Annotated in this window: 9 protein-coding genes; 1 reads left to right on the top strand and 8 read right to left on the bottom strand. The window is 65.7% G+C overall.

The window, feature by feature from the left end:
• The 7 genes from ACTIIH_RS09120 to ACTIIH_RS09090 all read right to left on the bottom strand — a co-directional run.
• Positions 1-2197, bottom strand: a 2197-nt coding sequence (locus tag ACTIIH_RS09120) for an ExeM/NucH family extracellular endonuclease (protein ID WP_441451509.1), incomplete at its 3' end; no start/stop codon positions are given.
• Positions 2198-2455: 258 nt separating this feature from the next.
• Positions 2456-3370 carry an endonuclease/exonuclease/phosphatase family protein gene (locus ACTIIH_RS09115; RefSeq protein WP_441451508.1) on the bottom strand — a complete coding sequence of 305 codons (915 nt, stop codon included), beginning with the start codon at positions 3368-3370 and terminating at the stop codon, positions 2456-2458.
• 35 nt (positions 3371-3405) lie between these two features.
• On the bottom strand, positions 3406-4086 hold the full coding sequence (locus ACTIIH_RS09110) for an HAD family hydrolase (protein ID WP_441451507.1): 681 nt from the start codon (positions 4084-4086) through the stop codon (positions 3406-3408).
• Positions 4083-5177, bottom strand: a complete 1095-nt coding sequence (locus ACTIIH_RS09105) for an ABC transporter ATP-binding protein (RefSeq protein ID WP_441451506.1) — start codon at positions 5175-5177, stop codon at positions 4083-4085. Before ACTIIH_RS09105 ends, ACTIIH_RS09110 begins: the two co-directional genes overlap by 4 nt.
• Complete coding sequence (locus ACTIIH_RS09100) at positions 5174-6049, bottom strand: ABC transporter permease (RefSeq protein ID WP_441451505.1); 876 nt, start codon at positions 6047-6049, stop codon at positions 5174-5176. The genes ACTIIH_RS09105 and ACTIIH_RS09100 overlap by 4 nt, the downstream gene beginning before the upstream one ends.
• Positions 6050-6075: 26 nt before the next feature.
• Complete coding sequence (locus ACTIIH_RS09095; protein WP_441451504.1) at positions 6076-7005, bottom strand: ABC transporter permease; 930 nt, start codon at positions 7003-7005, stop codon at positions 6076-6078.
• Positions 7002-8003, bottom strand: coding sequence for an ABC transporter substrate-binding protein (locus tag ACTIIH_RS09090; RefSeq protein WP_441451503.1), 1002 nt, complete (start codon positions 8001-8003; stop codon positions 7002-7004). Before ACTIIH_RS09090 ends, ACTIIH_RS09095 begins: the two co-directional genes overlap by 4 nt.
• Positions 8004-8477: 474 nt before the next feature.
• Here ACTIIH_RS09090 and ACTIIH_RS09085 point away from each other — a divergent pair, with 474 nt between their 5' ends.
• A complete protein-coding gene (locus tag ACTIIH_RS09085) occupies positions 8478-9269 on the top strand; it encodes a GntR family transcriptional regulator (protein ID WP_441451502.1) in 792 nt (263 codons plus the stop codon).
• Between the two features lie 88 nt (positions 9270-9357).
• Here ACTIIH_RS09085 and ACTIIH_RS09080 read toward each other — a convergent pair whose 3' ends face one another.
• On the bottom strand, positions 9358-12765 hold the full coding sequence (locus tag ACTIIH_RS09080) for a bifunctional proline dehydrogenase/L-glutamate gamma-semialdehyde dehydrogenase (RefSeq protein WP_441451501.1): 3408 nt from the start codon (positions 12763-12765) through the stop codon (positions 9358-9360).
• Between the last annotated feature and the right edge of the window lie 58 nt (positions 12766-12823).

Raw genomic sequence — 12823 nt, 5'->3', positions numbered from 1 at the left:
ATCCGGCCTCGTAGAAGACCTGCATCGGGTCTTCCTGAGTGTAGGAGTTGAAGTCACCGAGGAGATAGACGAGGTCGCTGTCCGCGGCCTCCTGCTGGTCGCCGGCGAACCTGACGAGCGATTCGGCCTGCTCGACGCGATCAGCGTTAGACGCGCCCTGACCGTCGCCGGAGTCCTCGTTGCCCGGACCTGAGCCCGACCCCTTGGACTTGAAGTGGTTGGAGATCGTCACGAAGGTCTTGTCCTTCTCGACCTCACCGGAGTCGTCCTTCGGAGCGAACGCCTGGGACAGGGGTTCGCGGGCATTGGAGAACGCATCCTGATCGTCGAGGATCGCGGACTCGTTCTGCGGGGCCACCTCGGCGGTTTGATAGATCAGGGCCGTGCGGATGACGTCCTCATCGGACGGGACCGCGGATGGGGATTCGACGAAGTCCCATTTCCGGGTCCCGGCCGCCTCGTTGAGGCGTTTGACCAGTGTCGCCAGCGCGTCATCGCGGTTCTTTCCGAAGGCGGCGGAATTCTCGATCTCCATAAGCGAGACCACGGAGGCGTCGAGCTTATTGATCGCGGTGACGATCTTCGTCTCCTGGCGCTTGAGGCTTTCCGCGTTCGCGGCACCGCGGGCATCGCAGCCGCCGCGGACGGTGATGTGGTTGCCGTCGCGGTCGTCGTAGTACTGGCAGCCTGAGAGCTGATCGCCGGTGGTGGTGAAGTAGTTGAGGACGTTGAAGCTGGCGAGGCTGACCTGCCCGCCGACAGCCTCGGGGGCATCAGTTCGTGTGTCGGTGAACGATGTCGGCTGCACCGCTTCGGCGTTGTCCCCGGTCAGGCGGGTCGTCGGCTGGAACCGCCACTTCTCGTGATCGAAGCCGAGCACCACCGGGGAGGTGAAGGTCGCCTGAGCGCCGACGCGGACGGGTGCGTCCTGGCTCAGGTACGGCAGGGGAACGTCCTTGTCGTTCTTGAGGAAGTTCACGGTCGCCCCGTCGTCGAGGACGACCTCGCGGTCGAGGTTGTCGGCTTCGAGGGCTTTCGCCTCCGGGGTGCCGGGGCGGTGGACGTCGGTGGGCTGGGGGAGGGTGCCCTCACCCGTGGCGAGGACGACCTCGCCGTAGGTGTTCGTGTTGTAGGTGTCGGCCACGGTCAGCGACTCGCTCGGCTGCAGGAGCATGCCTTCGAGCGATTCGCGGTTCTCGTCGCCAGTGGGGAAGGCGTCTTCGACGGGTTTGACCGCCTCGGCGGGTTCGTCGACTGTTTCGAGACCGGACGCGGATACGGAGATCTGAGTCTGTCCGTAGTGTTCTGAGACCGTTCCGGTGACCTCGACGTGGTTGTCGATGCTGATATCGGCCACGGTGTCGGGGGAGTAGACGAAGACGCCGTCAGAGGCCCCGGGGGTCGCGTCATCGGCGCCTGCTCCACCGGTGCCCGGGGTCTGGATGTAATAGCCGTTCAGTCCGCCCTCGGGGTAGGCGGCGGTGACGACACCGCGGGTGGTCACGGTCTTGCCCTGCAGCGGGCTGGAATCGGTGGTGCCTTGGATGTCGGCGATCGGGGTGAGGCCTTCGGGGTCCGGTCCGGGATCTTCGCCGCCGCCGTCATCTCCGCCGTCGTCGCCGTCGGGCAGGGCATCCGGGGTGGGCGCTGCCGGCTTCCACGCGTCGCCGGTGAGCTGGATCGACTGGCCGCCGGCGGCCGTCGCACCCGTCGGCTCGGCTTCCTGTCCGACGACCGGTGCGGGGGTATAGACGTTCTTCGCGCCGGTGACGCCCTTGCCATCGACGACGCCGCCGATCTGCTGGAAGTCGACCAGCTCACCGCCATCGTCGATGACGAAGGCGCTCGAACCGTATTCGCCGTCGGCGGATGAGCCGGCCTTGACGGAGTTCGTGATCGGCACGTCGATGGCCACGGCACCAGAATCGCCGACCGTCGTGTCCTCGGGCACGGTGATCGTGTTCTCCTGCGCATAGACGCTGCCGCCGCGAGTCACCGAGCCGAAGGTCCAACCCGAGACATCGGTGCCGGGTTCGGCGGCGATCTCGATGAAGTCGGTCTCGAGAGTGTAGGCGATCTCGGAGATGTGGATGTCGCCGTCTGCGGCCGGGGCCGCGATGGCGGGAGCCGCCGGGAGGACGAGAGCGGCCGCGAGGCTGAGTATCGCGGTGGAAGACGCCGTCTTCGAGACGTTCATAGGAACCTTTCATGATGACAAATCACAGCGCACGGGTCGCGGCGCAATCTCTTGCACAGTATCCGGATGCATGTCGACATCGGTGTCGATCATGTGAATACGATGTGAACTGACCGTACTACGGCATCCGACGACGTGGCATCAGTGTGGGCGATCGCGGCCGAGGGCGCGACGGAGTGAAGTACCAGTGACTCGGAATGGAAGGCAGTTCCCCTCCGCAGGTGTCCTCAAGTGCAGCCGCTACGCCGCTCCCACCGATCAGCTGCGGAAGGCGAACCTCGTCTCAACGAGCTGATGATCGGACGGGAAGCGGTTCTGCCGCTGGTTCGGGATGAGTTCACAGCGGCCGCCTACATCGACGAACCCGTCTTCGACCAGGCCTTCGGCACTGCAGCCGCGAATCACGCTGTCGACGATGTCGAGGCCACGGGAGAATATGAAATCGATGCGATCACGAGGTTCGGCGCCGTCGGTGCGGCCCGGTTCGGGCTTCTCCTCATGACCGGCACGGGTGAGCGGTTCGATCGGAGACCAGGTATCGGCCGGCGCAGCGACGGGGTCGGGGTGGATCGCGCGGAAGGTGTCGGTGAATCCGGCGGCCAGCAGTGCATCGGGAGAGCGCCAGGCGAAATCGGGTCGGTCGGTGCGCGCCGCCCAATCCCCGGTGGACGGGGTGTTGAAATCACCGCAGATGACTACCGGCAGGTCCTCCTCGTCGACCTCAGCGCTGATGCGGGCACTCTCGGAGAGGATCTCTTCGATCTGCTGCAGACGAGGAGCTTCCTCGGCATCGGCGACCTCTTGGCCCCCACCCTGCAGGGCTCGGTAGACCGCATAGGGGTACGGCGCGAGGTGGACGGACCACACGAGGATCCGCGGCGAGTCCGGCAGCGGTCGCACGAGTGCGGCCTGAGCGTAGGGCAGCGTGCTGGTGTCCACCGACGTCAACTGCCCGGTGCTGAGCACGGCTGTATCCCATCCGCGCTGCGCATGATCCGCCAGGAGCTTCGGGGCCAGGTTCTCCGCAGCGCTGCCCCAGCACTCCTGCAGCGCCAGGACGTCTGCCGGGAACTGCGCTGCGATCGCGTACTGCTTCTCCTGGCCGAAGTCGACTTCTCGACCGCCGTACCAGACGTTCCATGTCTGCAGGGTGAAAGTGGTCTCAGCGGGCATGGGATCTTCTCCAATGATCGGCATCGGGTGGGTGGTCAGTTGTCGGAGTCGAGGAGGAGCGTGCGGGTTCGGGAGTCGAAGCGCAGCTGGGCGAAGTGCCGCAGCCGCACCTCGCCGGCCAGTTCGATGCTGGGATCGCTGTTGACTCCGATCACCGTGCATCCGGCCGTGTGAGCTGCCTGTGACCCCACCGGTGAGTCCTCGAAGGCGACCACCGCAGAGGCGGCCAAACCAAGTCGCTGTGCGGCCAGCAGGTAGGGGTCCGGCGCCGGCTTGCCCTGGTCGACATCGTCGATCGTGATGATCGCGTCGAAGAGGTCGAGCATGCCTGCTCGCTCGAGGAGGCCGCGCACGTCGCCGCTGCGACCGTTGCTGGCCACGGCGATCGGGATGCTGCCTGACAGTGATGCCACGAGTTCGGGGGCACCGGGCATGGGCGCTGTGACGTGTTCCAGAGCGGCGCTGTAAGCGCGGTCGACCTCCTCGGCTGTCGGCGGTCTGACATCGCTGGGGGAACCGAGGCTCTCATGCACCTGCTGCAGTCGCGCCACGGCTTCGGGTGCTGTGAGTCCGCGAAGATCCTCGGCTGCGGTGTCGTCTGCGGCCATCGACTCCAGGTAGTCTCTCATGAGTTCGATCCAGGGCGCTTCGGAGTCGACGAGGATACCGTCGCAGTCGAAGACGGCACCGGAGAAGCCGGTGATAGAGCCGCTCATGCGCGGAGTCCTGCGGTGTCATTACGGCCTAGGCGCAGTGCGGGCTCGGCGGTGACGGAGGCGTCGATGCGCAGTCCCGGTCGCATGGCGTCGGCGTCAGCGGAGGCCAGCGATGCCGACCACTGTGCGCTGTGGTCGCCGGGCAGACCGAGGTGGACCATCGTGCGCTCGCCGGTGTAGGTGCTGTGCTTGACTTCGAGGAAGCCGTCAGCGGCCGCGGTGATCGCAAGGTTCTCGGGCCGGACGAATACGGTGTCATCGGGCGCGGGATCGACGGGCAGGCGGTCCCGGATCGTCCAATCGCGGCCGACGGCGAACTCATTGATCGATCCGACGAAGCGGGCGACGAACGCGGTGGCGGGGGAGGAGTACACCTCGTGAGGGGCGGAGTACTGCTCGATCCTGCCGTCGTTCATCACGGCCACACGGTCGGCGATCGCCAGCGCCTCTCCCTGATCGTGGGTGATGAAGACCGTGGTGGTGCCCAGCGCCTGCTGCACCCGCCGGATCTCCTCACGCAGTGAGGAACGGACCGAGGCGTCGAGTGCCGACAGCGGCTCGTCGAGCAGAAGGACCTTCGGCTGGGTGGCCAATGCGCGGGCCAGAGCCACGCGCTGCTGCTGGCCTCCCGAGAGCTGATGCGGGAAGCGGCCGCCCATGCCGGTCAGCCCGCAGATCTCGAGGAGTTCCTCGGTGCGTCGGCGCCGTGCTCCGGCATCGACCTTGCGGATCTGTAGACCGTATTCGATGTTGTCGCTGACACTGAGGTTGGGGAACAGGCTGTAGCTCTGGAACACCATGCCCATGTCCCGGCTGTTCGGCGGCAGTTTCAGTACGGATTCGCCGCCGACGAGCACGTCACCTCCGTTGACCGGTTCGAAACCGGCGAGGATGCGCAGAGTCGTCGTCTTGCCGCAGCCCGAAGGGCCGAGGAAGCTGACCATGCTGCCGGCCTCGATGTCGATGTTGAAGTCCTTGAGCACCTCGGTGCTGCCATAGGACTTGTCCACGTGCTCGAAGCGCACGGACTCGGGCTCGTTCGACTGCTCGGGGCCCGCGGGCGATGGTCGAGTGCGGTCAGAGATAGTCATGAGGTCACAGCGTCCTTTCTTGAGGCGGCGGCCGGAGAGGGGGCCGGGTCGTCGGCCTCGGTCTCATCGTCTTCGCTCACAGCGTTCGGTCGGTGACCGAAGCGCGATGCGCTCACGGTTGCAGCGGCCAAGAGCAGCCACGTGGTGAGGTTGAGCAGCACGGACAGCGTGATCGAACCGCGGAAGTTCGTGCTCGAGAGCGTATTGAGGAAGACCGGCAGTGTGTTGATCGACAGGGTCGCGGCCACCGTGTACTCCGCAATGGACAGAGCGAAGGTGAAGAAGAGGGAGAACATCACCGGTCCGCGGATGTTGGGGATGACGACCCGGCGGAGCGTGGTTCCCAGTCCGGCGCCGAGGATCGACGAGGACTCGAAGAGGGTGCGCAGCGGGAGGGTGGACAGTCCGGCATCGATCGACCGGAAGGTGAAGGGAAGACACAGGATGACGTAGGTGCCGACGAGCACGAGCGGCAGGTCCTGGGACTGCAGCATGGCGTTCAGCTGCATGCCAAGGCTACCGCGTCCCTGCGATGCGAGGCTGCGCAGAACCGCGGAGAGCCCGGCGACGATCGCGATCGCCGGGACGACCAGCGGAAGGGTGCACAGGATGCTGAGCACCGATCGCAGCCGGGGCGCCCAGAGGTGGACGGCGACGAGCGCGGGAACCAGCGTGACGACGAGGATGACGGCGGCGAGCACCGACACGATGAGGCTGCGCATGAGCGGGGCCACGATCTTTCCTGAGTCAGCCAGACCAGTGAGCCCGGATGTGGTGAAGCTGCCGTCTGCACGGAAGAACGAGTAGGTCAGCGAGCTCAACAGCGGTGTGAGGATGAAGATCGCCAGGGCCGCCAGTGGCAGCCAGGCCAAGAATCTCCTCATCCGCGGCGAGCTGTTCAAGTCTCGAGCCACTTGGCGCTCCTCTTCGTCAGTGCGTTGAAGGCAACGAGGACGATGACGGCGATCGCTCCCGTGGTCACACCCAGCGCCATGGCCACCCCTTCTCCGCCGGTGGCAGCAGAGCCTGCGAGCTGGCCGGCGATCTCGAGTGGGATGAGGGGGAAGCCGCCCGTGCCGATGAGCACCGCCGCCGAGGCGTGAGTGCCGAAGGCGGAGCCGAACATCAGCAGCCAGGCGCCCAGCAGGGCAGGGGTGATCACCGGCAGTCCGACTCGGCGCCAGAAGGTCAGGTCGGTGCCGCCCAAGGACGTGTTGGCCTCACGCCACTGCTGTCTGAGCGCGACGAAACTGGGCAGCGTGAGAAGGATCATCGTGGGGATGAGGAAGTACTGGTACATGAGGATCAGGCCCTTGACACTGTAGAGCGTGAACGTCGAATCGACCGCAGTGATCAGCGCGGTGAAGTATCCGGTGTTGCCGACCGCGACGATGAAGGAGAACGCCAGAGGGACGCCTCCGTCGTTGGCCAGCACGCTGGAGATGACTGCGGTGATGGAGTCGACGATCTTCGACTTCACGGTCGAGATCGCCCAGGCGCAGATGCCGCCGAAGACCGCGGCTACCGTGGCGGCAGTGAACGACAGCAGCAGGCTGTTGCCCAGGGCCATCGAGCGCGAACCCGAACCCAGTGCGGTGTAGTTGTCGAGGCCGAAGGTCTTCGTCCCCGGTTCGCTGCCCGGGACGAGGAACGATGTCGCCACCATTCCGCCGATCGGAATCACGAAGAACAGCACGATGATGATCGTGATCGGTGTCAGAGCCGTCAGGGCTGGTGAGGGGGTTCGCCTGCGCCGTGGGACGGCCGGAGAGGGATCTTCTCCGGCCAGCCCAGCGGTGTGCGGCAGCGACTGTGGGACCGAGGTCATCCGATCGCTTTCGCCCAGTTGTCGGCGAGGACCTTCTGTTGCGAATCCCGCTGTTCCTGAGTCGGCTGCGGTGCTGTCTGGTCCACCGCATCATCGAGCAGCTTCGACAGCGCATCGTCGTCGACCGTGTCGGATTCGACCATGGCGTCAAGTCGTCCGGGCATCACATACCCCTCGAGCAGCAGGTTCTGTCCCTCGTCACTGAAGACGAATTCCTGCCACAGGCGAGCAACTGCCGGGTGCGGTGCATCCTCGTTGATCGATGCTGCGTAGTAGGAGGCGACAGTGCCGTCCGACGGGATGGAGATCGACATGTCCACCCCGCCGTCAGCGAGGTCGTCCGCCCACTGCAGGAGCAGGTAGTCCCAGTTGACGGCGATCGGCGTCTCACCCGTCTCAAACGTTCCGGCCTCGGCTTCGGTCGGCACGAGGTTGCCCTTGTCCGAGAGTTCCGCGAAGTAGTCGATGCCCGGCTGGATGTCATCGAGTGAGCCGTCGTTGGCCAGCGACGCGGCGACGACGGCCATGAAGCCGGCCTCGCCCGTGGTCGGGTTTCCGCGCATAGCGACCTTGCCCTTGTACTCCGGGGCGAGCAGCTCCGCGAAGCTCGTGGGGCACTTCTTCACCGCTTCGGCGTCGCAACCGATGGCCATGGTCCCGCCGAGGTGGTTGAACCAGGTGCCGTCCGGGGACTTCATGTTCTCGGGGACGTCATCGGCGGTTTCAGGGTAGTACTCGGCGAGCAGGCCCTCTTCGGCGGCATCGACGGCAAAGGATTCGCCCGTGTCGAGATAGTCGAGAGAGGTCTCCTGCCCCTGCCTGTTCTTCACCGCGTTGATGAGGTCCTGGCTCGCGCCGGTCGAGGTGTCGTTGTCGATCTCGATGTCGTACTTCTCCGCGAACGTGTCGAGCAGCCCGCCGTAATTGGCCCAATCGGGGTAGAGGCCCATGACGTTGAGCGATCCCTCCGCCTGAGCCGCTTCGACGAGAGCGTCCATGCCCCCGCCGTCTTCGACCGACGTCGCCGCTCGCCAATTGGCGGATACCTCAGATTCCCCGCTGCCACTGCAGCCGGACAGGGCCGCCAGAGCGCCCACTGCGAGGACAGCTGTGAGCTTTCGTGTGTGTTTGAGCATCGTCGTACTCGCCTTTCGGACTTGTGCGCAAGCGCATGGTGTTCTCATTCGAGGTGCTTCGATCCCCATCCACGATAGGGAACTGTTCGCGGATAGACAACCCAGATCACTAGTGAGGATGGTTAATCAGATATATCCTCACCAGTGAGTGGTGAACAGAAAGTGACCTGATCGGGTCGTGCGGGTGAAGGCGTGCCGCTCGCTTATAGCGGCGAATCAGGATGGAGGGAGAATATGCTTCTGGTGCCGTCGTCGGAATGGAGCGTGGGGTAGCGTAGATACACAGCACCGTATGCGGTGTTGTGCATGTTGGCGGGACTGGAAGGAGACTAGGGCGTGACTGAGTCGCAGCGGCAGCCGTCCGGATCAGGCGGGGCGCGGTACGAGCAGATCGCTGAGCAGATGCGGGAATCGATTCGCACCGGGGCACGTCAGGTGGGGCAGAGCCTCGAATCCGAAGCGGCTCTGGCCGCCGAGTACCGAGTCGCTCCGGGCACGGTGCGCGAAGCCCTGCGTCTGCTGGTCAGCGAGGGCACGCTGGGAGGCCGCCGGGGTGCGCGCAAGACGGTGCTGCGACGTCCCCGTCCGGCTGCTGTGGCTGAGGAATTCCGCAGCTTCGCGCAGTGGGCGAGTGCACACGGCCGGACTCCCGGCGGTCATGTCATCGAACAGAACTGGCGCATCGCGGGGGAAGAGACTGCCGCGGCGCTCAAAGTCGACCCCCGTGCACGTGTGCTGCGGGTTCTGCGTGTGCGTCTGCTCGACGGGGAGAAAGTCATGGTCGAGAGGACGAGCTACCCGGAGCAGCTCGGCGAGATGGTGGAGAAGATTCCCGGTGATGCGGCATCGGTCAGCCGCAGCCTTGCCCAGCAGTACGGAATCGTGTTCGCCGGTGCCGATCATGTCTTCTCAGCCACCATCTGCGGCCAAAAGGACGCTACCCTCCTTGGTGTCGCCCGCGGGCGACCGCTGCTGCGTCACCTGCGCCGCAGTCGTGACAGCGCGGGCAGGCCGCTGGAGATCTCCGAAGATCGCTATCTGGCCAACATCCTGTCCGTGGCGATGTCGAACGGCCGCAATGTCAATCCGATCAGCTGGCTGACCGCCGACGAGCAGAACTGGTTCTGAGGTCTTCGCAGGCTGCGTGAAGCCACAGACGAAGGCGGCCCGGCTCCCCCTGCGAGGAGCCGGGCCGCCTTCGGTGAGAGGCTCGCGTTCAGCCCTTGAGTTCGGCCGCGAGCTCGTGGAAGTCACGGCTCGGGTTGCCGAAGCGGTGCAGAGTCATCGACACCGCCTGCTCCTGCACGTAGTACCGCAGCTCCACTCGTCCCGAGGTGGTCACCGGCTCATCGATGATCGCGACCTCCGGGCGGGGTGCGGCCGCGGCCAGCAGCTCGTCTTCGAACCGACCGAGGACACGGATGCGGGCACCCACCGTGTCGTCGTACCGGCCCTGGCCGACCATCTCGGCGAACAGATCCGGCGACTCCGTGCGGGCCGGGACACCGGCGTTCGTCACGGCGATCTTCACCTCGGCGGGCACATCTTTGGCGACGGACAGCTGCACCGTCGACCCCACCGTGGCGGCGGCATGGAGGGAGCGTTCGAGATCGAACAGGCTCGCCTCGGCAGTGACGCGCAAGGTGACCGGGCGGGGGCGGTAGCGGAAGATGTTCGCCTCCGCGCGCAGCCCTGTGTGGTCCTTCGCCGCACCGAATTCGGCTTCGAACCAGCGCTTGTCATCGGCCTTCGCCGCCTCGAGGTCCTGGCCGCCGGCATCGGCGAAGTGGCCGAAGAGCATGAGGTAGTTCGGGCCGCCGGCCTTCGACCCCAGCCCGACCGAGGACTGCTTCCAGCCGCCGAAGGACTGCCGGCGCACGATCGCACCGGTGATTCCACGGTTGACGTAGGCATTGCCGACCTCGACGCGGTCGAGCCAGGTGGCGACCTCCTCGGGATCGAGGGAATGGATGCCGCCGGTGAGGCCGAAGTCCACGGCGTTCTGGAACTCGATGGCCTCATCGAGGTCCTTGGCATGCATGAGACCGAGCACCGGACCGAAGACCTCGGTGAGGTGGAAGAAAGAACCGGGCTTGACCCCGTCCTTGATTCCCGGGCTCCATAGGCGCCCCGAATCGTCGAGCTGCTTGGGCTCGAGCAGCCAGGATTCGCCGGGCTCCAGCGTCGTCAGTGCCCGACGCAGCTTGTCCGAGGGGTCCTCGGTCAGCGGGCCCATGGTCGATGCGAGGTTCGAGGGCCAATCGACGACCATCGACGAGGCGGCATCGACGAGCTGGCGACGGTAGCGCTCGGAATCGTAGGTCGATCCGACCATGATGCCCAACGAGGCGGCCGAGCACTTCTGCCCGGCATGTCCGAACGCCGAGTACACGAGGTCGGCCATGGCGAGGTCTCGGTCCGCCGCCGGGGTGATGACCAGTGCGTTCTTGCCCGAGGTCTCCGCATTGACGTGGAGTTCGGGACGGAAGGACTTGAACATCGCCGCGGTCTCCGAGGCACCGGTGAGGATGACCCGGTCGACATCGGGATGCGAGACGAGATGCTGGCCGAACTCCCGCTCGACCGGTGCGCACAGCTGCAGCACGTCCTTGGGCACTCCGGCCTGCCACAGGCAGTCGACGATGAGTGCCGAACAATGCGGGGTCGGCTTCGACGGCTTATGGATGACTGCGGATCCGGCCGCCAGCGCCGCAACGGTGCCGCCGGTGGGGATCGCCACGGGGAAGTTCCACGGGGGAGTGATGACGACCATCTCATCGGGAGTGAACTCCGCGCCGTCGAGGTTGTCGAGCTCGAGCGAATTCAGCGCGTAGTAGCGGATGAAGTCGATGGCCTCGGATACCTCGGGATCGGACTGCGATGGCATCTTGCCGACCTCGGCCGACTCGACGGCGATGAACTCGCCGCGACGGGCAGCGAAGATGTCGGCGGCTCGGTGGAGGATCTCGGCGCGACCGGCGGCACCGAGGGCCCGCCAGTCGGCGGCCGCGGCGCGACCGCGGGCAATCATCTCATCGAGTTCATCCGTGGATTCGACCTTGGGTGCGTTCGGGCGGTCGTCGAGGTAGCCGGGGGCGGTCGCCTCGGCGATGATGCTGCGCACCCACTCCTGGTTGGCCGGAAGAGACGGGTCGGTGTCGGGTTCATTGAAGAACCGGGTCGGCACCACGGTCTCGCCGAGTGTTTCGGTCGACCGGTTCTGGTGGCGGTTCGGGGCCGGCGCGGTCTCACCCTCGGCGTCGAGGATCGATTCGAGCTGGTTGACCGACGCGGTGAACCGGTCGGCTTCGCGCTTGAACACGTCGTTGCCGTTGGCGAGGTCGAAGATTCCGGACATGAAGTTCTCGGACGCAGAGTTCTCTTCAAGCCTGCGCACGAGGTAGGAGATCGCGACGTCGAACTCGTTCGGATGCACGGCCGGAACGTAGAGGAGGAGGTCTCCGACGTCCTCGGTCACGGCGGCGGCCTGCTCGCTGGCCATGCCCTGGAGCATCTCGAACTCGACACGATCGGTCACCGAGCGTTCGACGGAGAGGTGGTGGGCGAAGGCGATGTCGAAGAGGTTGTGGCCGGCCACACCGATGCGCAGGCCCTTCATCCGTTCCGGGCTGAACAGCCAGTGCAGGACCCGCTTGTAGTTCGCATCCGTGGACTGCTTCGAATCGCACGTCGTGGCAGGCCAACCCGCGATCTCGGCATGCACCGTCTCCATCGCGAGGTTCGCGCCCTTGACGAGGCGGACCTTGATCCCGACCCCGCCGTTCTCGACGCGACGGGAAGCGAATTCGCTCAGCCGCTGCACGGCACCGAGCGCATCGGGCTGGTAGGCCTGGATGACGATTCCGGCCTCGAGATCCTTGAACTCCGGTTCGGAGAGCAGGCGCGTGAATACCGCGATCGTCAGTTCGAGGTCCTGGTACTCCTCCATATCGAGGTTGACGAACTTCGCACCGGTCGGGGCTTTCGCGGCCTGCTGGTAGAGCGGACGGAGGCGGTCGACGACGTAGTCGACGGTCTCGTCGAAGGCCCACATCGAGATCTGCGAGGCCACGGAGGAGACCTTCACCGACACATAGTCGACATCGTCGCGGGCGAGCAGCCGGTGGGTCTGCTCCAGGTGGTTGTCGGCTTCGCCGTCACCGAGCACGGCCTCGCCGAGGAGGTTGATGTTGAGCCGGTGACCGTCGGCGGTGAGCGCGGCGACGGTCTTGCCGAACTGCTTGTCCCGGGCGTCGACGACCATATGCCCGACCATCTGTCGCAGACGGGTGCGGGCAGCGGGCACGACGACCTGCGGGGCGATCTTGCCCAGTGCGGCACCGGCCTTGATCTGTGCGCGGTCGAGGTACGACATCGTCTCGGGCGTCAACTTGCCGACCTCGGCCAGCGCGTCGGCGGCGGCGTGGACATCGTCAGTGCGCACGACCCGATCGACGAACCCGACAGTGAAGTCGAGGCCGTTGTCGTCGGAGAGGACGGCGGAGAGGCGTTCGGCCGCGGGGTTCTTCGCCGTGGTCATCGACGTCGACACTCGCAGCCACCGGCGGACGGTGTCGATCGACTGGGCGGTGAGCGTGGCGAGGTCGGTTTCGGTGTGCAGCAACTGTGCTCCTTCGATGCTCGGATTCTGTGCTCTCACGTATCGGCGCTGACCGTGGAGC

Source organism: Brevibacterium sp., assembly GCF_052105255.1.
GTDB lineage: Bacteria > Actinomycetota > Actinomycetes > Actinomycetales > Brevibacteriaceae > Brevibacterium > Brevibacterium linens_B.
The sequence above is the reverse complement of the archived record's forward strand: the minus strand, read 5'-3'. Positions and strand labels throughout refer to the sequence as shown.

Bases quoted from the DNA above. Each gene is read 5' to 3' on its own strand.
- ACTIIH_RS09095 (WP_441451504.1), bottom strand. From the start codon at position 7,005: ATGACCTCGGTCCCACAGTCGCTGCCGCACACCGCTGGGCTGGCCGGA.
- ACTIIH_RS09090 (WP_441451503.1), bottom strand. From the start codon at position 8,003: ATGGACGCTCTCGTCGAAGCGGCTCAGGCGGAGGGATCGCTCAACGTC.
- ACTIIH_RS09110 (WP_441451507.1), bottom strand. From the start codon at position 4,086: ATGAGCGGCTCTATCACCGGCTTCTCCGGTGCCGTCTTCGACTGCGAC.
- ACTIIH_RS09115 (WP_441451508.1), bottom strand. From the start codon at position 3,370: ATGCCCGCTGAGACCACTTTCACCCTGCAGACATGGAACGTCTGGTAC.
- ACTIIH_RS09105 (WP_441451506.1), bottom strand. From the start codon at position 5,177: ATGACTATCTCTGACCGCACTCGACCATCGCCCGCGGGCCCCGAGCAG.